This window comes from Mesorhizobium sp. B2-4-3 (assembly GCF_006442815.1).
Classification (GTDB): Bacteria; Pseudomonadota; Alphaproteobacteria; order Rhizobiales; family Rhizobiaceae; genus Mesorhizobium.
Window position 1 is genome coordinate 108,101 of sequence record NZ_VFVL01000004.1, and the last position, 23,944, is coordinate 132,044.

At 62.9% G+C, this 23,944-nt stretch carries 22 protein-coding genes and 1 pseudogene; 16 read left to right on the top strand and 7 right to left on the bottom strand.

Going from position 1 to position 23,944, the window contains the following annotated elements; translation table 11 throughout:
• Positions 1–4: 4 nt before the first annotated feature.
• Positions 5–1,432, bottom strand: coding sequence for a D-alanyl-D-alanine carboxypeptidase (locus FJ956_RS06135; RefSeq protein ID WP_140672856.1), 1,428 nt, complete (start codon positions 1,430–1,432; stop codon positions 5–7).
• 290 nt (positions 1,433–1,722) lie between these two features.
• On the opposite strand from FJ956_RS06135, the gene FJ956_RS06140 reads away from it, so the two are divergent.
• The 4 genes from FJ956_RS06140 to FJ956_RS06155 all read left to right on the top strand — a co-directional run bounded on the left by FJ956_RS06140 (position 1,723) and on the right by FJ956_RS06155 (position 5,832).
• On the top strand, positions 1,723–2,052 hold the full coding sequence (locus FJ956_RS06140; RefSeq protein WP_140672857.1) for a phasin family protein: 330 nt from the start codon (positions 1,723–1,725) through the stop codon (positions 2,050–2,052).
• Positions 2,053–2,329: 277 nt separating this feature from the next.
• Entirely contained in the window at positions 2,330–2,656 is a 327-nt protein-coding gene (gene clpS, locus FJ956_RS06145) for an ATP-dependent Clp protease adapter ClpS (RefSeq protein WP_040972327.1), read from the top strand.
• 6 nt (positions 2,657–2,662) lie between these two features.
• Complete coding sequence (gene clpA, locus FJ956_RS06150) at positions 2,663–5,140, top strand: ATP-dependent Clp protease ATP-binding subunit ClpA (protein WP_140672858.1); 2,478 nt, start codon at positions 2,663–2,665, stop codon at positions 5,138–5,140.
• A gap of 65 nt (positions 5,141–5,205) precedes the next feature.
• Positions 5,206–5,832, top strand: coding sequence for a chloramphenicol phosphotransferase (locus FJ956_RS06155; protein WP_140672859.1), 627 nt, complete (start codon positions 5,206–5,208; stop codon positions 5,830–5,832).
• A gap of 12 nt (positions 5,833–5,844) precedes the next feature.
• Here FJ956_RS06155 and FJ956_RS06160 read toward each other — a convergent pair whose 3' ends face one another.
• The 5 genes from FJ956_RS06160 to FJ956_RS06180 all read right to left on the bottom strand — a co-directional run bounded on the left by FJ956_RS06160 (position 5,845) and on the right by FJ956_RS06180 (position 10,909).
• Positions 5,845–6,273, bottom strand: a complete 429-nt coding sequence (locus FJ956_RS06160) for an HIT family protein (protein WP_140672860.1) — start codon at positions 6,271–6,273, stop codon at positions 5,845–5,847.
• Between the two features lie 64 nt (positions 6,274–6,337).
• On the bottom strand, positions 6,338–8,179 hold the full coding sequence (locus FJ956_RS06165) for a sulfatase-like hydrolase/transferase (protein WP_140672861.1): 1,842 nt from the start codon (positions 8,177–8,179) through the stop codon (positions 6,338–6,340).
• A gap of 258 nt (positions 8,180–8,437) precedes the next feature.
• Complete coding sequence (locus FJ956_RS06170; protein WP_140672862.1) at positions 8,438–9,652, bottom strand: GNAT family N-acetyltransferase; 1,215 nt, start codon at positions 9,650–9,652, stop codon at positions 8,438–8,440.
• 55 nt (positions 9,653–9,707) lie between these two features.
• Positions 9,708–10,436, bottom strand: coding sequence for a glycerophosphodiester phosphodiesterase (locus FJ956_RS06175; protein WP_140672863.1), 729 nt, complete (start codon positions 10,434–10,436; stop codon positions 9,708–9,710).
• Positions 10,437–10,444: 8 nt separating this feature from the next.
• Positions 10,445–10,909: a RidA family protein gene (locus FJ956_RS06180; RefSeq protein WP_140672864.1), complete on the bottom strand. Its 465-nt coding sequence runs from the start codon at positions 10,907–10,909 to the stop codon at positions 10,445–10,447.
• A gap of 139 nt (positions 10,910–11,048) precedes the next feature.
• Between FJ956_RS06180 and FJ956_RS06185 the strand changes: the two genes are divergently transcribed.
• From FJ956_RS06185 to tsf, 4 genes are all read left to right on the top strand, one after another.
• Positions 11,049–11,879 (top strand): cell envelope integrity EipB family protein, encoded by an 831-nt coding sequence (locus FJ956_RS06185; protein WP_140672865.1) that lies wholly within the window; start codon positions 11,049–11,051, stop codon positions 11,877–11,879.
• An 82-nt stretch (positions 11,880–11,961) separates the two neighbouring features.
• Complete coding sequence (locus tag FJ956_RS06190; RefSeq protein WP_140672866.1) at positions 11,962–12,240, top strand: DUF4031 domain-containing protein; 279 nt, start codon at positions 11,962–11,964, stop codon at positions 12,238–12,240.
• A 201-nt stretch (positions 12,241–12,441) separates the two neighbouring features.
• Complete coding sequence (gene rpsB / locus FJ956_RS06195) at positions 12,442–13,221, top strand: 30S ribosomal protein S2 (RefSeq protein WP_140672867.1); 780 nt, start codon at positions 12,442–12,444, stop codon at positions 13,219–13,221.
• A gap of 121 nt (positions 13,222–13,342) precedes the next feature.
• Positions 13,343–14,263 (top strand): translation elongation factor Ts, encoded by a 921-nt coding sequence (tsf, locus tag FJ956_RS06200; RefSeq protein WP_140672868.1) that lies wholly within the window; start codon positions 13,343–13,345, stop codon positions 14,261–14,263.
• A gap of 54 nt (positions 14,264–14,317) precedes the next feature.
• Here tsf and FJ956_RS06205 read toward each other — a convergent pair whose 3' ends face one another.
• Positions 14,318–15,244: a LysR family transcriptional regulator gene (locus FJ956_RS06205; RefSeq protein WP_140672869.1), complete on the bottom strand. Its 927-nt coding sequence runs from the start codon at positions 15,242–15,244 to the stop codon at positions 14,318–14,320.
• Positions 15,245–15,359: 115 nt separating this feature from the next.
• Here FJ956_RS06205 and FJ956_RS06210 point away from each other — a divergent pair, with 115 nt between their 5' ends.
• The 8 genes and pseudogenes from FJ956_RS06210 (at position 15,360) to bamA (ending at position 23,944) form a co-directional block, all read left to right on the top strand.
• The gene (locus tag FJ956_RS06210) at positions 15,360–15,887 is read left to right on the top strand and encodes a nuclear transport factor 2 family protein (RefSeq protein WP_140672870.1); all 528 of its coding nucleotides are present in this window, start codon (positions 15,360–15,362) and stop codon (positions 15,885–15,887) included.
• 35 nt (positions 15,888–15,922) lie between these two features.
• Complete coding sequence (locus FJ956_RS06215; RefSeq protein WP_140672871.1) at positions 15,923–17,032, top strand: aldo/keto reductase; 1,110 nt, start codon at positions 15,923–15,925, stop codon at positions 17,030–17,032.
• 149 nt (positions 17,033–17,181) lie between these two features.
• Positions 17,182–17,904 (top strand): UMP kinase, encoded by a 723-nt coding sequence (gene pyrH, locus FJ956_RS06220; protein WP_095765617.1) that lies wholly within the window; start codon positions 17,182–17,184, stop codon positions 17,902–17,904.
• Between the two features lie 84 nt (positions 17,905–17,988).
• Positions 17,989–18,543 carry a ribosome recycling factor gene (gene frr / locus FJ956_RS06225; RefSeq protein ID WP_140672872.1) on the top strand — a complete coding sequence of 185 codons (555 nt, stop codon included), beginning with the start codon at positions 17,989–17,991 and terminating at the stop codon, positions 18,541–18,543.
• Positions 18,544–18,561: 18 nt separating this feature from the next.
• A pseudogene (locus tag FJ956_RS06230) lies at positions 18,562–19,293 on the top strand (isoprenyl transferase); the annotation flags it as partial.
• A 12-nt stretch (positions 19,294–19,305) separates the two neighbouring features.
• On the top strand, positions 19,306–20,121 hold the full coding sequence (locus FJ956_RS06235) for a phosphatidate cytidylyltransferase (protein WP_140672874.1): 816 nt from the start codon (positions 19,306–19,308) through the stop codon (positions 20,119–20,121).
• A gap of 104 nt (positions 20,122–20,225) precedes the next feature.
• A complete protein-coding gene (gene rseP, locus FJ956_RS06240; protein WP_140672875.1) occupies positions 20,226–21,368 on the top strand; it encodes an RIP metalloprotease RseP in 1,143 nt (380 codons plus the stop codon).
• A 218-nt stretch (positions 21,369–21,586) separates the two neighbouring features.
• Positions 21,587–23,944: an outer membrane protein assembly factor BamA gene (bamA, locus tag FJ956_RS06245; protein ID WP_140672876.1), complete on the top strand. Its 2,358-nt coding sequence runs from the start codon at positions 21,587–21,589 to the stop codon at positions 23,942–23,944.

A 23,944-nucleotide genomic window follows, 5' to 3' on the forward strand; every position in this document is an offset into this window, starting at 1 on the left:
CCGCCTATTGCTCGACGGCGTAGCACGAGATTTTCTTGCGCTTCAGGGCATCGCAGGCCTTCCAGGCGGCGCCCTTCGAGCCGAAGCCGCCGAAGCGGGCGCGGTAGTAGGTGGTGCCGTCCTTGTCGAAGGCGACGGTGAAGCCCGAAGCGTCGGCCAGGATCTTGGGCGCCTGCTTGGCGGTCTGGTCGAGCAGGCTCTGAGCTCCCGATTTGGTGGGCGAGGAAGCGACCTGAACCACCCAGCCGGACGGCACCGACGACGTCTTGACCGGATCGATCGCGGGCGCGGCCGGCGCGGGTTCGGCATAGGCGGTGACGACCTGGGGCGAGGTCTCTTGGGATTTAGGGGCAGGCGCCATGGCGGCGACGGCAACCGTCTTCACCTTCTTGACCTTGATGACAGGCTTGGTCTCCTCGGCGACCTGCTGGGCGTCGTCCTGGACGTCATCGTCGGCTGAGGCAACGACAGTGTCATCCGTTGCCGGCTTGGCGTCCGGAGTCGGCGCGTCATGCTTGGGCAAAAAGACCTTGGCCAGCGTCTTGATCGGATTGTCATTGCCCTTGGCGATGAGATCGCCGCCGCCGCGCGTCGAAGCGCGCGGCATGTAAGTGTTGATCAGCGCCGCCATCTGGTTGTCGCGGCTGCGGCCGGAAGCGCCGCCCATCACCACGGCGACGAGGCGGCGATCGCCATCGGCAACAGAGGAGACGAGGTTGTAGCCCGAGGCGCGGGTGTAGCCGGTCTTGATGCCGTCGACGCCCTTGATGCGGCCAAGCAGGCGATTGTGGCCGTTGATGCGTTGGCGGCCATACAGGAACGAGCGCTGCGAGAAATAGCCGTAATATTGCGGGTAGTGCTCGCGCAGCGCGATGCCAAGCATCGCCATGTCATGCGCCGTGGTGAACTGGCCGGGATCGGGCAGGCCGTTGGCGTTGCGGAAGACAGTGCCGTTCATGCCGAGCTGGCGCGCCTTGGCCGTCATCATGCGTGCGAAATTGTCTTCGCTGCCGCCGAGCATCTCGCCAAGCGCGGTGGCTGAGTCGTTGGCCGATTTCGTCACCATCGACAGGATCGCGGTCTCGACCGGAACCGAGCCGCCGGCGCGCACGCCAAGCTTGGTCGGCGGCTGGGCGGCGGCATGCGCCGAATACGGCACCGGCGTGTTCTTGCCGATCCTGCCTTTCGCCAATGCCTCGAAGGTGAGGTAGAGCGTCATCATCTTGGTGAGCGAAGCCGGATAGCGCCGGCCATTGGCATCGGCCGAATAAAGCACCTTGCCGGTCTTGGCGTCGACGACGATGGCCGCGGACCTTGCCGCAAGGGCCGAAGCGACATCGGCGGCGACAATCGTCACCGCGAGCGCGGCAACCATGATCGCCTTGAAGGAGAGAGAAGATTTGGAGACGAAGCCCGACAACGCCTGACGCACCGTTACTTACCCTGAATTTTCGTTGCCCCGGAGGCGGCTGAGGGAGTGCCTGCCTCGCTTCCAGCCAAGCTATCGCGCTCAGCGTTACCAATCCGTTTATGGTAACCGTAGCGTTCACCATTTTTCGGCAAATCGAGCTTCTCTTTAATCGAATTTTACCGGCCGCCGGCGCTGGACCCCCTGCTTACCAAGGGGATTCTTGACTTTTGTGCATCGCACAATATATTGAGGTGCATTGCACAAGGGCGCCCGGGGCCAAAAAGGGCGTTTCAACCAAAGGGAAGCATGAAATGACCCAGACCCATGAGGACTTCACGAAATACGGCAAGGAATTTGCCGACACCGGGCTGAAGAGCTTTGCCTCGCTCACCAAGGGCGCGCAGGCGATCGCCACCGAAGCCGGCGAATACACCAAGAAGAGCTTCGAAGCCGGCAGCGCCGCCTTCGAGAAGCTGTTCGCGGCCAAGTCGATCGAGAAGGCCGTCGAGATCCAGACCGATTACGCCAAGCAGAGCTATGAGAGCTTCGTGGCCGAGGCCAGCAAGATCGGCAATCTCTATGCCGAGCTCGCCAAGGAGGCTTACAAGCCCTTCGAATCGGTGGTCGCCAAGGCGAAGTAATTTCGCCCGATCACACCCGACACGGCCAGCCGGCCAGTCGAAAAGGCCCGGTCGCGGAAACGCGGCCGGGTTTTTTCATGCGCGATCGCAACTCGATGCACATTACCGCATTCACGATTGAGAAATTCGCTGAGGTTTGCCCACCTAGCCATATTGTCAGCTAAACAGAAGGGCTTAAAATCGTTCATCGAGAACCTACATGTTGAACTCGCATGAGGATTCGAAAAGGCTGGACTACGTGACGATCGGTTTGACTGCCACGGCAGACGTGGTGCGAATGCAAAGTGACGGAGACCGCAATGATCCCGGTCGCGGCACCGCTGTCATCACGCGCACCAAAACCAAGACCAAGAAGCCCAGTCTCTACCGGGTCCTCATTCTGAACGACGACTACACGCCGATGGAGTTCGTCGTTCACGTCCTGGAGCGGTTTTTCCAAAAGGACCGCGAGGCCGCCACACGCATCATGCTTCATGTTCACAATCATGGAGTGGGCGAGTGCGGTGTCTACACATTCGAGGTGGCCGAGACCAAAGTGTCCCAGGTCATGGATTTCGCCCGACAGAATCAGCATCCGCTGCAATGCGTGATGGAGAAGAAGTGAGGTAACATGCCGGCTTTCTCCCAAGGCCTGGAAAAGGCGCTACATCAGGCGCTGACATTCGCCAACGAGCGGCATCATGAATATGCGACGCTCGAACATTTGCTGCTCGCCCTGATCGACGACACTGAGGCGGCCGCGGTCATGCGTGCCTGTAACGTCGATCTCGACGAGCTCAAGCATACGGTTCTCACCTATATCGACACCGAGCTCGACAACCTCGTCACCGGCTACGACGAGGATTCGAAGCCGACGGCAGGTTTCCAGCGCGTCATCCAGCGCGCCGTGATCCATGTGCAGTCGTCCGGCCGCGAGGAAGTGTCCGGCGCCAACGTGCTCGTCGCCATTTTCGCCGAGCGCGAGAGCCACGCCGCCTATTTCCTGCAGGAACAGCAGATGACCCGCTACGACGCGGTCAATTACATCTCGCATGGCATTGCCAAGCGCCCGGGCGCTTCGGAATCGCGCACGCCGCGCGGCGCCGATGACGAGCAGGGCAGCCAGAACGGCGCCGAGCCGCAGGAAGAGGGCGGCAAGAAGAAGCAGCAGGATGCGCTGACGGCTTACTGCGTCAATCTCAACAACAAGGCGCGGGCCGGCAAGATCGACCCGCTGATCGGCCGCGACAGCGAGATCAACCGCACCATCCAGGTGCTGTGCCGCCGTTCCAAGAACAACCCGCTCTATGTCGGCGACCCGGGCGTCGGCAAGACGGCGATCGCCGAAGGCCTCGCCAAGCGCATCGTCGAAGGCGACGTGCCTGAAGTGCTGCAGGACGCCACCATCTTCGCGCTCGACATGGGCACGCTCTTGGCCGGCACCCGCTATCGCGGCGACTTTGAGGAGCGGCTGAAGCAGGTCGTCAAGGAACTCGAGGACTATTCGGGCGCTGTGCTGTTCATCGACGAGATCCACACGGTGATCGGGGCGGGCGCCACCTCGGGTGGCGCCATGGATGCATCGAACCTTCTGAAGCCGGCGCTGTCGTCCGGCGCCATCCGCTGCATCGGCTCGACCACCTACAAGGAGTTCCGCCAGTTCTTCGAGAAGGACCGCGCGCTGGTGCGGCGCTTCCAGAAGATCGACGTCAACGAGCCGACCATCGAGGACGCCATCGAGATCATGAAGGGCCTGAAGCCCTATTTCGAGGAGTTCCACAAGGTCCGCTACACGAGCGAAGCCATCAAGGCCTCGGTGGAGCTGTCGGCCCGCTACATCAACGACCGCAAGCTGCCGGACAAGGCGATCGACGTGATCGACGAGACCGGCGCCTCGCAGATGCTGGTGCCGGAAGCCAAGCGCAAGAAGACGATCGGCATCAAGGAGATCGAGGCGACGATCGCCACCATGGCGCGCATCCCGCCGAAGACGGTCTCGGCCGACGACGAGAAGGTGCTGCAGGGGCTCGATATCGAGCTGAAGCGCGTCGTCTACGGCCAGGATACGGCCATCACCGCGCTGACCTCGGCGATCAAGCTGGCGCGCGCCGGCCTGCGCGAACCGGAGAAGCCCATCGGCTCCTACCTGTTCTCAGGGCCAACCGGCGTCGGCAAGACGGAGGTGGCCAAGCAGCTTGCCGCCTCGCTTGGCGTCGAGCTGATCCGCTTCGACATGTCGGAATACATGGAACGCCACACCGTCTCGCGGCTGATCGGCGCGCCTCCCGGCTATGTCGGCTTCGACCAGGGCGGCTTGCTTACCGACGGCGTCGACCAGCATCCGCATTGCGTGCTGCTGCTTGACGAGGTCGAGAAGGCGCATCCGGACCTGTTCAACATCCTGTTGCAGGTGATGGACCACGGCAAGCTGACCGACCACAACGGCAAGCAGATCGACTTCCGCAATGTGATCCTGATCATGACCACCAATGCGGGCGCGTCGGATGCGCAGCGCGCGGCGATCGGCTTCGGCTCGACCAAGCGCGAAGGCGACGACGTCGAGGCGATCAACCGGCTGTTCACGCCGGAGTTCCGCAACCGCCTGGACGCGATCATCCCGTTCGGTTCGCTGCCGGTGCCGGTCATCCATCAGGTGGTGCAGAAGTTCGTCATGCAGCTCGAGGCGCAGCTGTCCGAGCGTGGCGTTACCTTCGACCTGTCGCCGGACGCGATCGCCTGGCTGGCCGACAAGGGTTACGACGAGCGCATGGGCGCGCGTCCGCTCGGCCGCGTTATCCAGGAGCACATCAAGAAGCCCCTGGCCGACGAAGTGCTGTTCGGCAAGCTCAAGAAGGGTGGCACGGTGCGCGTCACCGTCGAGAAGAAGGAAACCGGCGAGTCCGGCCTGAAGCTCGAATCGCTCGCCGACGAGTCGCCGGTGCAGCCGAAAAAGGAAGAGCCGGAAGACGCGCCGAAGTCGAAAAAGGCGGTGGCCAAGAAGCCTGCGCCCAAGCCTACGCCCAAGAAGCCGGTGGCGCAGAAGCCTGAGCCGAAGGGCAAGGACGGCAACAAGCGCAGCCTTGTGCCGCAACTGCCGCGCAAGGGCTGACAAGCGCCCGCTTGAAATACAAAGGCCCCGGAAACGGGGCCTTTTTTCGTTGAAAGGACCGCGACTTGGAAGCCGGGCAAATCATCATCCTCAACGGTGCGCCGCGCTCGGGAAAGTCGAGCATCGCCGCGGCGATCCAGGAGACATTCGACGGTGTGTGGATCAATCTTGGCGTCGACGCTTGCGCCCAAGCCACGCCGCCGCGGCTGCGCCCGGGTATCGGCCTGCGTCCCGGCGGCGAACGCCCCGACATCGAGGCTTTTGTGCCGCTGCTTTACGCCGCGCTTTACGATTCGATCGCGGCTCACAGCCGGCTGGGGCTCAATGTCGTCGTCGATATCGGTCACCACGACGCCTATTCCAGATCGCTGAACATCCTTCCCGATTGTGCGCGACGCCTGGCCGGCCTGCCTGTCCTCTTCGCCGGCGTCCGCTGTCCTATCGAGGTGATCCTGCAAAGGCGTGCCGCAGGCGGGGCTGGTACGCCATATGTCATCGGAACGGACGACGATCCCACGCCGCTGCCCGTGCGCCTCTGGCAGGAGGAGGTGCACAAGCCCGGCCTTTACGACTTGGAGCTCGATACGTCGCTGCTCAGCCCACGGGCATGCGCGGCGTCGATCCGGGAGAGGCTCATCGCCGGACCAGCGCCAATGGCTTTCCGGGCATTGGCGAATTTGCCGGCCGCCTGAATGCCGGTCCGTTCAGCCTCCCAGCGCCGCCCGGATCTTGACGGCGTTCGCGGCCAGCACCTCCGGCTTCTCCATCTGGCCCGAATGCGGCTTCAGCGGCACGCCCTCGAAGCGCGGGACGACATGGACATGGAGATGGTAGACGGTCTGCCCGGAAGCCGGCTCGTTGAATTGCATCAAGGTGACGCCGTCGGCGTTGAAAGCCTTTTTCACCGCGACCGCAACTTTCTGCGCCACGCCGAACAATGGGCCGAGCGTTGCAGGATCGGCGTCGAGCATGTTGCGCGACGGCGCCTTGGGCACCACCAGCGTGTGGCCCATGCCTTGCGGCATCACATCCATGAAGGCGACGACCGCGTCGTCCTCGTAGACGCGGTGCGAGGGAATCTCGCCGCGCAGGATTTTGGCGAAGATGTTGCCGGGATCATAGGCTTCGGCCATGGGGTCCACTCCCAATTGCATTCGCCGTCCGGTGTAGCGAAGCCGCCGATGGGCGGCAAGGCGCTCAGGCGAGATCGACCATGCCCGCTTCGACAAGAGCCCGGTGGAAGCGTTTTTTGCGCACGGACTCGCTTGCGAAATAGGGGGCGGCACAGTCCGCCAGAAGGGCCGTCCTGGTCGCGAATACCGGATCGAGCGGCAGACGCGCGGCGGACATGGTCAATGTCGACAGGAATGCCGCGTCGAGCATGGCAGGAACGGCCATGTCGGCGGGCAAAGCGCTGTTGATCGCCTCGATCGCGTAGAACGTCTTGTACAAGGCTCTGTCGGAAGGCGGCAGGCCGGTGAGGGCGGCCGTGAACGACGGCTGGTGATCGCCATAACGCACGACGATAGCAGGCCGGCCATTCAGCGCTGTTTCGAGCTGTCCGCGAAACGCGGCATAGGCCTCGACGCTTTCTGCCAGCCGCACGGCATATTCGCCGTAATTCTCGTCGCCGGTCAGCGCGACGGCTTCACGGCGGATATCGGCCTGAAGCTCGGGAGGAAAGATGCGGCGACGGTGATCGCCGTGGTTCATCAGCGTCATTATCGAGAGGAAACAGGGCCTCTCGTTTCCCAAGCGGTCCGCAATCCGGCTCAGAGCATGGCTGTAAAGCTGTTCGTCATGGCGCTCGCGACGCCAGCGCCCCAGATCGAAGGGCGGCGGCAAGGTCGCGACATAGGCGACGTCCTCGAACCCGATCGATTTATAGAAGCGATCGCAATTGACGAAGTTGGGACGGTCGCAGCTCACATGCGACACATGATATCCCATGCCTGAAAGCGCCGAGGGCAATGAGTGGCGCACCCGCCCGGCCAGCAGATGAAAGACGAAGCGGCTGTCGTTGCCAAAGGAAAGCGAGGACAGGCCGGTCAGCACCGAGAATTCGGTCTGCAGCGTGCTGCCGCCGAAAACATCGACATGCAAAGCCCCAGACAGACCGTCCGCGGGCGAGAAGAATTGCTCAAAAGCACGGTTGATCGGCACGCCATGGTGCCTCGGATCAAATGTCGATTCATGCAGGATCATGAAGATGTGCGGCCGAGCCTCGCCGTTCTCCCGCTTAGCCGGCACAGACGACAGAAACGGCAGCGGATCGGGAGCGATGTCGATGAAGCCCGGCCGTCGCGAAGGTCCCGCGCCGAGCCACGACGCCACGAAGGCGGAGAGATGCGCGCGATCCCTGGTGAGCAGGTCGAAGCGGAAACGAGGCGCTCCGCCGCTCAACCGATAGACTGCCATGTAGATCAGCACGGCCACGGCGAAAATCGCGAGGCGCAGCGAGAGCGACGTCGCCCGTTCCATCAGAGTTATGTCGATAAGCATGGCGACCGCAACGATCGCCGCTCCGGCGAAGAGGGCCGGGATCGCCATTCGGGCGTTGTCGACAAAGACGCTGCGCCAACTGCTCGCGGCCAGATGATAGAGATCTCCGGCCAGAAGATTGAAGCCGAGATAGCGGTATTTCAGCTTCGAGGCGATGCCGATGATGGCCGTCAGCATGAGCGTCATCCAGAGCGCGACGATCGCGCCTGGAAAAAACAGGTGCAGGAAAGCAAAGAGAAGGAAGAAGGTGGAAAAGCCGAGAGGCCAGGTTCCCGGCTTGCCTTCGAGCCGGACAGTCAACAGCAGCGCGGCCGCAAGCCCCGCCACACCGAGCCATTGCCCGACGCCCCAAGATGCCAAAACCAGCATACCCACCCCGCGGTGCTCGCGCACCAATGCCCCTGGCGGTGACTTAGCGGATTCCGCCGATCCGGTAAACAGCAGCGCTAGTGGCACTGCACAGGGATTTTGATCGGTCTGCTCTGTTTGCGCTGGCAGGTGGCATGCGTTGGCCGAAACGCCCACCACGATCGTCATTCCAGGGCGGAGCAGGAGCGAAGCTCCGTCGCGAAGACCCTGGAATCCATGCCGTTACCTTCGCCAAGGAATGCAACGGAGCAGAATTCCGCACCGTGGCGGCGCTTCCAAGTCACGGCATGGATTCTATGGTCTGCGCCGCGTCGCTTCGCTCCTTGCTCCGCCATAGAATGACGACGTCGGGGCGGCTAGGCTACGGCGAAGGCGCCTAGCCCAACCGCTCGCACTTTTCCTGAAATGCTCCCGGCGTCATTTGCTTTATTCCCCAAGGTCTTTGCGGAAGGGCGTGTGCTCTTCGAGATATTCGCCCATGCGCTCGACCTCGCGCCGCTCCCGCCTGAGATAGTCGGCGACGGCATTGCGCAGACCGGGATGCGAAATGTAGTGCGCCGAATGCATGGTCACGGGCCGGTAGCCGCGCGCCAGCTTGTGCTCGCCCTGCGCGCCGGCCTCCACCACCTTCAGCTTGCGCTCGATGGCGAAGTCGATTGCCTGGTGATAGCAGACCTCGAAATGCAGGAAGGGGTGGTCCTCGATGCAGCCCCAGTTGCGCCCGTAAAGCGCGTCGGAACCGATGAAGTTGATGGCGCCGGCAATGTAGCGGCCGTTCCGCTTGGCCATCACCAGAAGAATGTCATCGGCCATGCGCTCGCCGATCAGGGAGAAGAACTGCCGGTTGAGATAGGGCCGGCCCCATTTCCTGCCGCCGGTATCCGTGTAGAAAGCGAAGAAATCGTCCCAGGCGCTTTCGGTGATGTCCTTGCCGGTCAACCAATCGATCGAGATGCCGTCGGCAAGCGCCTCGCGACGCTCCTTCTTCATCGCCTTGCGCTTGCGCGAGGCAAGCGTGGCGAGGAAGTCGTCATAGCTCGAAAAGCCTTCGTTGAAGAAATGGAACTGCTGGTCGGTGCGATGCAGGAAGCCCGCCGCTTCCAGCGTCGCGACGTCAGGCTCGTTGGCGAAGGTGACATGCGCGGAAGAAACGCCGAGCTTGTCGGTCACGAGTTTCAGGCCTTCCGCCAGTCCGGCTCTCACGGCGCCTTCATTCTCGCCTTTGCCGACCAGAAGGCGAGGGCCGGTGACCGGGGTGAACGGCACCGAGCATTGCAGTTTGGGATAGTAGCGGCCACCGGCGCGCTCGAAGGCGTCCGACCAGCCATGGTCGAAGACATATTCGCCTTGGCTGTGCGATTTGAGATAACAGGGGACGGCGCCGAGAAGCCTGCCTTGCGCGGTTTCCAACCGCAGGTGATGGCCTTGCCAGCCGGTGCGCCGGACGGCGCATCCAGAATCCTCCAATGCGCTCAGAAAAGCGAATGAAACCAGTGGGTTGTAGCCGTTTTCTTTATCGCCGCGCGTGGTTCCGGCAAAGCCGTTCCATTCCTCGCAGGTGAAGGCGCCGATACCCGCTGCGACGCGGATCGCATAATCCGCGTTCGCTGCCCGTCCATCGTCGTCGTCGCCTTGATCCATGGGGTTTATTTAAGCTTCGCCGGGGCAGCTACAAGTCACGTTTGAGGCACTCGGCTCAGCCAACTCTCATCAGGCCGGGCTCGAAACCCTCGAAGGTCATCTGGTCTGCATATTTGAAGGTGAGGTCGACGGCCGGCTGGTCATGCACGGTCCAGGTGATGACGGGCATCCTCAACTTTTCGCGCACGAAGCTGACGAAGGGGTTCGGCAGGTCGCCGGCGGCGTAGGAGGTGAAGGCGAGGCCGTGCGCGAGCATGGCGAAATGCGCCTCGATCAACTGGTTGTCCCTGCCATAGGCGGTCAGCCCGCCGGGGATACCCGGCGCGTCCTTGGCGAAGTCGCGGATCAGCCAGTGATCGAACGACATGATCGCCACCTTGCCCTTGTAGCGCTTGAGCAGCCGGCCGACGCTCGCCACCAGCCCGGCATCGTGGCCGGGAACGCCTTTCAGCTCGACCACCAGCGGCACGCGGCCGTCGATCAGGTCGAGCGCTTCCTTGAGCGTCGGCACGTGGTCCTTGGTGCCGCCGATCTTGAGCGTCGCCAGTTCGGCCGCGGTGCGCTGCCAGACGAAGCCGTCCTGGCCGGTCAGGCGTTTCAGATCGCCGTCATGGATGATGACCGGGACGCCGTCCGACGAGACATGCACGTCGCATTCGATGGCATAGCCGCGCTCGGTTGCCGCGGCGAAAGCCGACAGCGTGTTTTCCCAGCGCGTCTTGTTCATGTCGTGGAAGCCGCGATGCGCGACAGGCTGCGCGATCAGCCAGGAAAGATCGGTCATCTTGAACCTCACTCGACTTCGAAGATCGCTTCGATCTCGACCGCGGCGTTGAGCGGCAGCGAGGCGGTGCCGACGGCGGAACGGGCGTGCTTGCCGCGCTCGCCGAGTGCCGCGACCAGGAAGTCGGAGGCGCCGTTGGCGACAAGATGCTGTTCGACGAAATCCGGCGCGGAGGCGACGAAGACGGTGATCTTGACCATGCGGCTAATTTTTTCGAGGTCGCCGAGTGCTGCCTTGGCCTGCGCCAGGATGTTGATGGCGCAGAATTTCGCGCCTTCCCTGCCGGCGGCCGTGTCGATGTCGCGGCCGAGCAGTCCGCTTGCTTGCAACTTGCCGTCCTTCAGCGGCAGCTGGCCGGCGGTGAACAGCGTGTTGCCGGTGCGGCAATAGGGCACGTAGTTGGCGGCGGGCGCGGCGGCGGCCGGAAGGGTGACGCCAAGATCGCTTAGCCGCTTTTCGATTGTTTCGCTCATTGGTTTTCCCTATTGCTGGAAGACGCCGCGTTGGCGGGGCCGAAATTGCTATTTTTGCCTCGCTTCCGCCACGACTTTTTTTAAGCTGGACCATCTTTCCCTGCGGCCTGCCCCCGGGCCGCGACGATCGGAGCAACGCATGCGCGCAACGCGCCTTTTCCTCGCCGCCGCCTGTTTCTCGGCGACGCTTCCGACGGCGCCGGCCTTTGCGGTGGCCGCGCTGCAGGCGCATCGCGCCGTCTACGATCTCACGCTCAGCAAGGCCTCCGACCGTTCAGGCATTACCGGCATCACCGGCCGCATGGTCTATGAGTTCAATGGTTCCGCCTGCGAAGGCTATACGGTGAAATTCCGCTTCGTCACCCAGATTGCCACCGCCGACGGCACGAAGCTGACGGACCAGCAGACGACCACGTTCGAGGATGCCGAAGGCAAGACTTTTTCGTTCGTGACGAAATCCTTCACCGACCAGAACCTCGACAAGGAGGTGAAAGGCACCGCAACCCGGGAGCAGAAGGGCCTCAAAGTCGAGATCGACAAGCCTGAGAAGAACAGCCTCGAACTCGCGGCGACTCAGTTCCCGACCCAGCATCTGGTCGAGCTGATCGGCAAGGCCGAAAAGGGCGAGAATTTCTACCAGACCAATCTGTTCGACGGCTCGGAGGATGCCAACAAGGTGATGACCACCACTGTCATCGTCGGCAAGAAGACCGATGTCCAGAAATCCGACCCGGAGGCGCCGGCGCTGGCCAAGCTCGCCACCGACAAATACTGGCCGGTCGACATCGCCTATTTCGACGATACCGACAACAAAGGCGAAGAGGTGCCGGAATACCGGATCAGCTTCAAGCTGCACGAGAACGGCATCACTCGCGACCTCGTCATGGACTATGGCGAATTCTCGATGACCGGCAAGCTGGTGAACCTGTCGCTGTTCGACCAGACCAAGCCTTGCCCGGCATCGAAATAGCAATTGCTGACGGCAGCCGGCCCGGGTTACAGGCCTGGCCTTCGAACGCCATGTGTGAGGCTCACCGAATGCGGTGGGCCTGATGGCGGTCTATGTCGATGCGGCGATCTGGAAATGGGCCGGCCACCGCTGGTGCCATCTCCTTGCCGACGACACGGACGAGCTGCACCGCTTCGCCACCGAGCTCGGCCTCAAGCCTTCCTCCTATCAAGGGCCGCCTAAGACGTCGGCGCCGCATTACGACATCACCGGCTTCGAGCGCGATCGCGCGGTCCGGCTTGGCGCCATCGAATGCAGCCGCGAGGAAATCGTCGCGATCTTTCGCCGCGTCAGGGTGCCGAACGGGAAGGTAAAACGCTGAGGTTTGGGCGGATCGCCGCAGGTGAGGGCGTTTTCCGGGACCCGGCTTGCGTTTATGAGACTTCCCCTCTATATGCGCGCTCATTCCACACACGGACTTTGGTGTCTGCCCGGGAGAAATCCGGCTGAAACCTCCGGTGGCATCAGGACATGCGTCCGAAATGCCTGTGTCCGTGGAGGCCAACCGGAAAGGAACTAAAGAATGGCTCTGCCAGATTTCAGCATGCGCCAGCTTTTGGAAGCTGGTGTTCACTTCGGCCACCAGACCCACCGCTGGAACCCGAAGATGGCGCCTTACATCTATGGCGCCCGCAACAACATTCACATCATCGACCTGTCGCAGACGGTGCCGCTGCTGCACCAGGCTCTGAAGCAGGTGTCCGACACTGTCGCCAAGGGCGGCCGCGTGCTGTTCGTCGGTACCAAGCGCCAGGCGTCCGACATCGTTGCCGACGCCGCGCAGCGTTCGGCCCAGTATTATGTCAACTCGCGTTGGCTGGGCGGCATGCTCACCAACTGGAAGACGATCTCGAACTCGATCCAGCGTCTGCGCAAGCTCGACGAGACGCTCTCCGGCGAGGCCCAGGGCCTCACCAAGAAGGAGCGCCTGAACCTCGACCGCGAGCGCGAGAAGCTCAACAAGGCGCTGGGCGGCATCAAGGACATGGGCTCGACGCCGGACCTGATGTTCGTCATCGACACCAACAAGGAAGCGATCGCCATCCTCGAGGCCAAGCGCCTGGGCATCCCGGTCGTGGCCATCATCGATTCGAACTGCGACCCGGACAAGATCGACTTCCCGATCCCCGGCAATGACGACGCGGCCCGCGCCATCCAGCTCTATTGCGACCTGATCGCCAAGGCCGCCATCGACGGCATCGCCCGTCAGCAGGGCGCTCTCGGCGTCGACATCGGCGCTTCGGCCGAGGCTCCGGTCGAGCCCGCGCTCGACACTCCGGCTGCCGAAGCTCCGGAAGCTTGATAAGGAAGGCCGCGTCCCGGCCTTCATCTTTCCAATAAATTGGCGCGCTAAAGCGCTTTTGCCGAGCGCATCACCCGAGTCCCGGTTGGTGCGTCGGCGCATTTGAAACAAAGAGGCGACAATGACGATTTCGGCTGCACAGGTCAAAGAACTCCGCGACTTGACCGGCGCGGGCATGATGGACTGCAAGGCGGCGTTGAACGAGACCAACGGCGACATGGAAGCGGCCGTCGACTGGCTGCGCAAGAAGGGTATCTCGAAGGCCGACAAGAAGGCCGGCCGCACCGCCGCCGAGGGCCTGATCGGCGTCGATGCCGGCGTGCGTGAGGCTGCGGTCGTCGAAGTCAATTCCGAGACCGATTTCGTCGCTCGCAACGAGCAGTTCCAGGAACTGGTCCGCAATGTCGCGAAGGTCGCGCTCGCCTATGGTGCGACCGAGGCGGTTGCCGCGGCCAAGTATCCAGGCTCCGACAAGACGGTCGCCGAGACCGTCAAGGACGCGGTCGGCACCATCGGCGAGAACATCAATTTCCGCCGCTCGGCGAAGCTCACCGTGCCGCATGGCGCGGTGGCGACCTATGTGCACAACGCCGTTGCCGATGGGCTGGGCAAGCTCGGCGTGCTGGTCGCGATCGAGACCACCGGCAACGAGCATGCGGCCAACGCCTTTGCCCGCCAGGTCGCGATGCATGTCGCCGCCAGCAACCCGGTCGCGCTGAGCGCCGAGGAAGTCGATCCGGCGCTGGTCGAGCGCGAGAAAGCGATCTTCTCCGACCAGGCGCGCCAGTCGGGCAAGCCGGAAGCGATCATCGAGAAGATGGTCGAGGGCCGCCTGCGCAAATTCTACGAAGAGGTCGTGCTTTTGAAACAGGCCTTCGTGCTCAATCCCGACATCACCGTCGAGAAGGCGCTGAAGGATGCCGAAAAGGAGATCGGCGCTCCGGCGAAGATCACCGCCTATCTGCGCTTCGCGCTCGGCGAAGGCATCGAGAAGGAAACGACCGACTTCGCGGCGGAAGTCGCGGCGGCGGTCAAGAAATAGCTCCGATCCGAGGGGAGCGCTCGGCGTTTCCCTTAAGGTGAAGAGTTCACGAGCTCAGGCGACTCGGCCGGGTGTCCGCATGGATGCCCGGCCGATTTCTTGTGCGGTGTCGATAAAGGCCCTGAGCTTCGGCGCCATCGACGCGCGACGCGGGAAGTAAAGGAAAAGACCGGGCTCCTCGATCGCCGTCTGCGGCAGGATCTGGACGAGACGGCCGGCTGCCAAGTCGGCGCGCACCAGCGGCTCGAAGACGTAGGCGAGCCCGAGGCCGGCCAGCGCCAGGTCGATGGCGCCAAGCGAATCCGTGACGACGGTCGTGCCGCGCGTTTCGACGACGACATCCTTGCCGCTGTCGTTCAGGTCCCAGCGGTAAAGCGCGCCCGATCGGACCAGCCGGTAGCCGATGCAGTTGTGATTGGCGAGATCGGGCACGTCGCGCGGGCGGCCGTGCTTTGCGACATAGGCGGGAGAAGCGACGATCACGGCTTTGAACGGCGGCGTCATCCTGACGGTGACCATGTCCTGCGCGATCATCTCGCCCAACCGGATGCCGGCGTCAAACCCTTCGCCGACGATATCGATAAGTCCCTGATCGGCAACGATCTCGACCGTCACGTCGGGGTAGCGTTCGGCCATCGCTGCGACCACCGGCGTCACCGCCAGGGGGATCGCGATGTTGGAGGCGTTGATCCTGAGCAGGCCGGCCGGTCTTCCCTTCACGCCGCGGATGCGATCCATCCGCTCGGCAATGTCCTGCAGGGCGGGGCCCGCCGTCTCCACCAACGCTTTGCCGGCTTCCGTCAGCGAGACGCTGCGCGTCGTGCGCGCAAAAAGCGGCTGGCCGATACGCTCTTCCACCAGCCGCACCGCGTGGCTCACCGCCGAAGCGCTCATTCCGAGCTCGGCCGCGGCAAGCGCAAAGCCGCCGCGTCGCGCGACAGCGACGATGACCGGAAGATGGCTGAGCAGGTCGCGATCCATTCATGAACGATATCGCATGGTCCATGCGAACAATGCAATCTTATCGTTGCCGACGCGCCGATCCACATTGTCGTCGAGATGCCGGCGGCGGGCTGATGCACAAGGGAGAAAAAAGATGAATGCGTTGAGGCACATCACCTTCGCGGCAGGCATGGCGCTGGCGCCGGTCGATGCCGGCGGCGCCGAACCGGCCGGCTGGCAGGCGCTTGCAGACGAGCGCGCCGTCATCCGCATCGCCGACGCCATCGACCGCGCGGTGGATGCGCAGGACTGGACGCTTGCCCGCAGCTACTTTGCGGATCGGGTGACCGCAGACTTCAGCACTCTGTCCGGGCAGCCCGCGGCCAACATCGCGTCCGACGACCTGATCGGCGCCTGGGCGGGCAACCTCAAGGGCAGCAAGACCAGCCTGCATCTGCGCACCAACCATCAGGTCGTGCTCGAAGCCGATGCCGCGAATGTCCGCTCCAACGGCTATGCCTGGAACCGGATGGAAGGCAATGGCGATCCGCTCTGGGAAGTCTGGGGCACCTACGAGCACCACCTGACGCGTTCGGGCACCGGCTGGAAGGTCGACGGCTTCACGTTCCGGATGACGCATGAGCGCGGCAATCCCTGGGTCAAGGCGACCCCCGGCCAGTGACCGGCAGCAAATCAGTTCAGAATCGGGAGACCACCATGACCATGACCTATTACACGCTCGGCAACAGCGGCCTGCGCGTCAGCCGGCTCGCGCTGGGCACGATGACCTTCGGCACCGAATTGGGCTGGGGCGCTGACAAGGATACCACCCGCGCCATGTTCGACGCCTATGTCGAGGCAGGCGGCAATTTCTTCGATACGGCCGACCTCTATACGGGCGGCACCGCCGAGACCTGGCTCGGCGAGTTCGTCGCCGAGCGCGGCCTGCGCGACAAGGCGGTGATCGCCACCAAATTCACCATGAATTCGGATCCCGGCAATCCGAATGCAGGCGGCAATGGCCGCAAGAACATCTTGCGCGCCGTGGACGCCTCGCTGAAACGGCTCGGGACCGACTATATCGACCTTTATCTCCTGCATGTGTGGGACAGGCTGACGCCGGCCGAGGAAGTCCTGCGCACGCTGGACGACCTGGTGCGTGCGGGCAAGGTGCGCCACATCGGCCTGTCGAACGTGCCGGGCTGGTATGCCGGCCGGGCGCAGGCGATCGCCGAACTGCGCGGCTATGAGCCGATTTGCGCCCTGCAGCTCGAATATTCGCTCGCCCAACGCGACATCGAGCACGAATTCGTGCCCTTCGCCATGCGTCACGGCGCAGGCGTCATGGTGTGGAGCCCGATGGCGAGCGGGCTGCTCAGCGGCAAGTACCGCCCGACACAAGCGGGCAACGCCGGACGGCTTGACGGTTTTCGCAACACCACCCATCCGAGTTTCCAGAAATTCAGCGAACGCAACTGGACGATCGTGGCCGAACTCGAAAAGGTGGCCACCGAGCTCGGCCTCAGCATGGCTCAAATTGCGCTGAACTGGGTGGCGACACAGCCCGGCGTCGCCACGGTCATCCTCGGAGCGACGAAGGTCGCTCAGCTGCAGGACAATCTAGCGGCGCTGGATTTTTCTATTCCCGTCGAGCTTCGCCAGCGGCTGGATAAGGTGAGCCGCGTTCCGGTGCCGTACCCGTACTCCTATTTCGGTCCCGAGATACAGGTCAGGGTGGCCGGCGGGGTGGTGATCGGCGACAAGCCTTCCGGCTTTGCGCCACCGGTGACGATCGAGGGCGAGGTCGTCAGCATCAGCAGCAACTGACCGAAAAAGCCTGGGATTTTGCACGAGGGCGCGGCGTGACATCGCCGCGCCCTTCGTGTATCGGGTCAACCCGTCATGACAGCATCGCCGGATGAAGCGGGGGCGGTTTTGCCTCCAAAATTGTCGCGCCGAGATATTCGAGGAATGAGATGACGGTGAAGCCCCTCTATCGACGTGTCGTGCTGAAGGCTTCCGGCGAAGCGTTGATGGGCGAGCAGCATTTCGGCATCGATGTCTCCGTTGTCGACCGCATCGCCGCCGACATTGCCGAGGCGCGCGCGCTGGGCGTCGAAGTGGGTGTCGTCATCGGCGGCGGCAACATCTTCCGCGGTGTCGCCGTGGCCTCGAAGGGTGGCGACCGCGTCACCGGCGATCACATGGGCATGCTCGCCACCGTCATCAATTCGCTGGCGCTGCGCACCTCGCTCAACAAGATCGGCGTCGACGCCGTCGTGCTTTCGGCGATCGCCATGCCGGAACTTTGCGAGAGTTTTTCCCAACGCCAGGCGACCGCCTACATGAACCAAGGCAAGGTCGTCATCTTCGCCGGCGGCACCGGCAATCCGTTCTTCACCACCGATTCGGCCGCGGCCCTTCGCGCCGCCGAGATCGGCGCCGATGCGCTGTTCAAGGGCACGCAGGTCGATGGGGTCTATTCGGCCGATCCAAAGAAAGACCCGAACGCCGTCCGTTTTGACCGCATCAGCCACGCGGAAGTCATCAAACGCGGGCTTGCGATCATGGATACCGCCGCGATTGCACTTGCGCGCGAAAACAACATTCCGATAATCGTCTATTCGATCCACGAAAAAGGTGGTTTCGGCGATATTCTGAGGGGCGGCGGCCATTGCACGGTCGTCGCGGACAAATAACCGAGGCCGGGATCCGTCAGACGGAACCGCGGACGGGACGACGGCACAAGCAGTGAACCCGGCGAACGGGTCGAGGAGATGATCATGAGTGGCGAGTTCGAAGACCTGAAGCGACGCATGGACGGGGCGATCGCCGCCTTCAAGCACGATCTGGCCTCGCTGCGCACCGGCCGCGCGTCCAGCAACCTGCTCGATGCCGTCCAGGTCCAGGCCTACGGCACGACGATGCCGATCAACCAGGTGGCCAATGTGACGGTGCCGGAGCCGCGCATGATTTCGGTCTCGGTCTGGGACAAATCGATGGTCAGCGCTGTCGACCGCGCTATCCGCGAAGCCAATCTCGGCTTCAACCCGATCGTCGACGGCACCAATCTCAGGATCCCGCTGCCGGAGCTCAACGAGCAGCGCCGCAAGGAACTGGTCAAGATTTCGCATGGCTATGCCGAGAACGCCCGCGTCGCGGCGCGCCATGTGCGGCGCGACGGCATGGATTTCCTCAAGAAGGCGGAGAAGGACGGCACCATCAGCGAGGACGATCAGCGCAAGCGCTCCGACCAGGTGCAGAAGCTGACCGACGAGACGATCAGCAGCATCGATCACCTGCTTTCCGATAAGGAAGCTGAAATCATGCAGGTTTAGGGTCGGGTTTCCCGGCCCGAAAGCGAGACCATGGCAACGCCCGCGCATGTCGCGATCATCATGGATGGAAACGGACGCTGGGCCAAGGCGCGCGGCCTGCCGCGCCTTGCCGGGCATCGCGCCGGCGTCGAGGCCCTGCGCAAGACGGTCCGCGCCGCACCCGAGCTCGGCATCTCCTACCTGACCGTGTACGCATTTTCCTCGGAGAACTGGTCGCGGCCGAAATCCGAGGTCAGCGACCTCATGGGACTTTTGAAGCTGTTCATCCGCCGCGATCTCGCCGAACTGCATCAGAACGGCGTGCGGGTGAGGGTGATCGGCGACAAAGAGGCGCTGCAGCCCGATATCAGGGGGCTGCTGCAGGAGGCCGAATCGCTGACCGCCGGCAACGAGGCGCTGACACTGGTCATCGCCTTCAATTACGGCGGCCGCGACGAGATCGTGCGGACAGCGCGCAAGCTGGCGGAGGCCGTCGCGCGCGGCGACATGGCGAGCGACGCGATCACGGCCGAAAGCTTCGCCGCTTCGCTCGACACAAAGGGCATTCCCGATCCCGAGCTGGTGATTCGGACCAGCGGCGAGCTCAGGCTGTCGAACTTCCTTCTCTGGCAGGCTGCCTACAGTGAGCTCGTCTTCCTGCCTTGCTATTGGCCGGACTTCAGTCGCGAGCACCTGGCCGACGCCTTGCGCGACTTTGCCGGCCGTGAACGACGCTTTGGCGGGCTCGCCGCCCGCGATGTCGCGCTTTAGGCGCCGCCACGCATGAGCAACCTCCAGCAGCGCGTCATCTCGGCAATCGTGATGGCGGCTCTGACGCTTGCGCTCACCTGGCTCGGCGGATTGCCGTTCCGGCTGTTCTGCGCGGGAATAGCGGCGCTGATCTTCTATGAATGGACGCGCATGGCGCGCCCCGCGAGCGGGGCGGCTCTCGCCTTCCTGCCGGAAGCACTGATTCTGGTTTTCATCGGCGCGCTGATTGCCGGCGTGCCGGCTTTGTGGCTGCTCTTGCTTGTCGCGATCCTTGTGGCGGTCGCGGCCATTGCCGCCCGCGTCGGGGGGCCTGCGCCGTGGGAAGCCCCTGGACTGGCCTATGCGGCTCTTTCCGGCTTTTCGCTCGCCTATCTCCGTGACGACAATCATTCCGGGCTGATTGCGATTCTCTTCCTGTTCGCCGTGGTCTGGGCGACCGACATTGCGGCCTATTTCGTCGGCCGCGCCATCAGCGGCCCGAAGCTCGCGCCGTCGATCTCGCCCGGCAAGACGCAGAGCGGAGCGCTGGGCGGCGCGGCCGGCGGCGTTATCGCCGGAGTTTTGCTCGCAATCGCGGCCGGCGCCGGCAATCTCGTCCAGCTTGGTCTCGTGGCACTCGCTCTGTCGATCGTTTCGCAAGCCGGCGACCTGTTCGAATCATGGGTCAAGCGCCGGCATGGTGCCAAGGACTCCAGCAATCTCATTCCCGGCCATGGCGGTGTCATGGACAGGGTGGACGGGCTTGTCGCCGCCGCGTTGGCGCTGTACGTCATAGGCTGGATCGCGGCGGGCACCGAGCATCCGGCACAGGGGCTGTTTCCGAACTGAACGACGCAGCGGTAAGGCGAAAAAGGGCGCGCGCCACGGATTCGCCCGGATTGATGCCACAGTCGCGGTGGAACATCGCGTGCGGGCGAATTTGAGGGCATGACTTGAACGACATCTTTCACGCGGTCTTCAGCACACAAGGCTTCGTCCTTGGCACGCTGCTGCCGTTCCTGTTCGTGCTGACCGTGGTCGTGTTCGTCCACGAGATGGGCCACTATCTGATCGGCCGCTGGTGCGGCATCGGCGTGAAGGCCTTTTCCATCGGCTTCGGCCCCGAGCTCTTCGGCTTTTACGACCGCCGCGGCACGCGCTGGAAGCTCTGCGCCATACCGCTAGGCGGCTACGTCAAATTCGTCGGCGACATGAACGCGACATCGAGTCAGCCGAGCACGGAAGAGCTCGAATCGCTGACGGAAGCCGAGCGCGCGGTCGCCTTTCACACGCAACCCATCTGGAAGCGCGCCGCTACCGTCGTTGCGGGGCCGCTGTTCAATTTTCTGCTGACGATCGCCGTGTTCGCGGTGCTGTTTTCGCTCTATGGCCGTCCGGTCCTGGAGCCGACAGTCGCCGAAGTCACCAAGGGCAGCCCAGCGGAAAAGGCTGGAATCCAGCCAGGCGACCGATTCGTCAAAGTCGACGGCAGCAAGGTAGAGACATTCGCCGACGTGCAGCGGCTGGTTTCCGGCCGGGCTGGCGACGCCATCACCTTCACCATGCTGCGCAACGGCAAGGAAATCGACGTTACGGCCGCGCCGGAGCCCATGGAGCAGCAGGACGCGCTGGGCAACAAGGTCAAGGTCGCAGTTATCGGCGTCGTCAACAACGCCGAGCTCGGCCAGCCCCGCCTGATCTCCTACACGCCGGCCGGCGCCGTGGTGGCGGCGGTGGAGGAGACCGGGCACGTGATCGAGCGCACCGGCCAGTTCCTGCAGCGCTTTGCGCTTGGACGCGAGGACAAATGCCAGCTGGGCGGTCCAATCAAGATCGCGAAGATGTCGGGTCAGGCAGCCAAGCTCGGCTTCGAGTGGCTGGTGCAGCTTGTTGCATTTCTGTCAGTCGGGATAGGATTTCTCAATCTCCTGCCGATTCCCCCTCTCGACGGCGGCCATCTGTTGTTCTACGGCGTGGAGGCCGTCATACGGCGGCCCGTTTCGGAGCGAACGATGGAGATGGCCTACCGGGCCGGGCTGTTCCTGGTGCTCGGCTTCATGGGCTTCGTATTTTGGAATGATCTGTTTGGGTGCTGAAATCATGAAGAAATTTGGCTTCAGCCCCAGTCATATTGAGATGCCGTTTACCATGCGTGGGGATATGCGTGACGCGAAAGCCACGCGGTACGGTTAAGTAAATACAAATTAACCGGGAGCCTTGCGTGTAGGGAAAATCCGGTTAATACGGTAAGGGAAAATACCGCACGTCCGGTTTTCTCGCCGTGGGGACTACGAGAAAAAGGTACAAAAGCCCGATGAAGGCAGCATCCAAGTTTCTGAGCGCCGCTTCCGCGGCGGCTTTGTCCGCCGCTCTGGTCCTGCCAGGCGCGCTCGCAGTGCAGTTCGCCGCCACGTCGGTGGCCGAGGCCGCGGTCATTTCGCGTGTCGAGGTCAGCGGCAACCAGCGCGTCGATGCGGAAACCATCCGCAATTACATTTCGATCAAGCCGGGCAAGCCTTTCTCCAGCTCCGATATCGACGATGCCGTCAAGGCGCTGTTCGGCACCGGCCTGTTCTCGGACGTTCAGATCAACCAGGTCGGTTCGAGCCTGGTCGTCAAGGTTTCCGAGTACAAGGTCGTCAACCAGGTCCTGTTCCAGGGCAACAAGAAGCTGAAGGACAACGCGCTCCAGGCCGCCATCCAGCTGAAGCCGCGCGCGACCTTCTCGCAGCAGGCGCTCGATGCCGATGTCGAGTCGGTCAAGTCCGCCTATAAGCGCATCGGCCGTGACGACGCCGCGGTGACCACCCAGATCATGGATCTCGGTGACAACCGCGTGAACGTGGTCTTCAACATCAACGAAGGCGGTCGCACCCAGATCGCTGCGATCAATTTCGTCGGCAATCACGCCTATTCCACCCGCCGCCTGTCGGACGTCATCAACACCAAGCGCTCGTCGTGGCTCTCCTTCGTGCTGCGCGACGACGTCTATGACGAGGACAAGCTGCGCGCCGACCAGGAGCTGCTGCGCCGCTTCTACTACAATCACGGCTATGCCGACTTCCAGGTCGTCTCGGCCGTCGGCGAGCTCGACGACACCACCAACAAATACACGGTCACCATCACCGTGCAGGAAGGCGATCGCTATACGTTCGGCGACGTCAGCGTTGAAAGCACCATCCCCGAGGTCGACTCGAAATCGCTGGAATCCGCGGTCGAGACACACAAGGGCGACGTCTACAACGCCAAGGACGTCGAGGATTCGATCGTCGCCTTGACCGAGAAGGTCGCGGGCTCGGGCTATGCCTTCGCCCAGGTGACGCCGCGCGGCGACCGTAATTTCGAGAACCACACCATTTCAGTCGTCTACACCATCGACCAGGGCACCAAGGCCTATGTCGAGCGCATCGAGATCCGCGGCAACGACCGCACGCGCGACTATGTCATCCGTCGCGAATTCGATGTCAGCGAAGGCGACGCCTTCAACCAGGTTCTCATCCAGCGCGCGAAGAAGCGCCTGGAAAACCTTGATTACTTCCAGTCCGTCGACATTTCGACGGTTCCGGGCTCGGCCCCTGACCAGGTCGTGCTGGTGGTCACCGTGGTCGAGAAGTCGACCGGCGAGTTTTCGGTCGGCGCCGGCTATTCGACCGGCGGCGACACGCCCGGCCCGTCCATCGAAGGCTCGATCACCGAGCGCAACTTCCTCGGCCGCGGCCAGTACATCAAGCTGTCGGCCGGCGGCGGCAAGAATTCGCGCGACTTCGCCCTTTCCTTCACCGAGCCCTACTTCCTCGGCCGGCGCATCGCGGCGGGCTTCGACATCTACAAGTCGACCCGCGAATACGATCACTACAATACGGACACCACCGGCGCGACCGTTCGGTTCGGCCTGCCGATCACCGACAATATTTCGACGCAGCTGGCGTACAATATCTCGCAGGAGAAGTACGAGTTCAACGATTGTGACGACAACAATGACGGCATCGAGGGCGACTGCAATCTTTCGCAGGCCATAGTAGATGCCATCAATGAAGGTTCGTGGTTGAAGTCGTCAGTCAGCTTGGGTCTCACCTACAACACCATCGACGACATGAAGAACCCGCATGAAGGTCTTTACCTCACCGGCACCACCGAGTTTGCCGGTCTTGGCGGCGATGCCAAGTGGGTAAAGGTGACTGGGCGGGCGAGCGTGTATCAGACGTTGTCCGAGCAACTTGACCTTGTCGGCCTCGTTTCGGGCGGAGCCGGCTACATTGCAGGCTATGGCGACAATGGTCTGCGCATCTTCGATCAGTTCCAAAGCAACGATCGCATGATCCGCGGCTTTGAATATGGTGGCATCGGCCCGGTTGACCCGCTTACGGGTGACCATCTCGGCGGCACGACCTATTTCAATGCTTCGGCGGAAGCCCAGTTCCCGCTGCCGGTCATTCCGGAGAGCTTCGGCTTGCGTGGCGCTGTCTTTGCCGACGCTGCGACCCTTTACGGCTCCAAGATTACGTCGGTCGCACAGGAATCGACCGCCATGAAGCTCCGCGCCTCGGTTGGTATCGGCCTGATGTGGGCTTCGCCGTTCGGCCCGATCCGCATCGACTATGCGATCCCGGTCAAGAAAGAGTCGACCGACGATGTGCAGGAATTCAACTTCGGTATCGCGACCCGCTTCTAA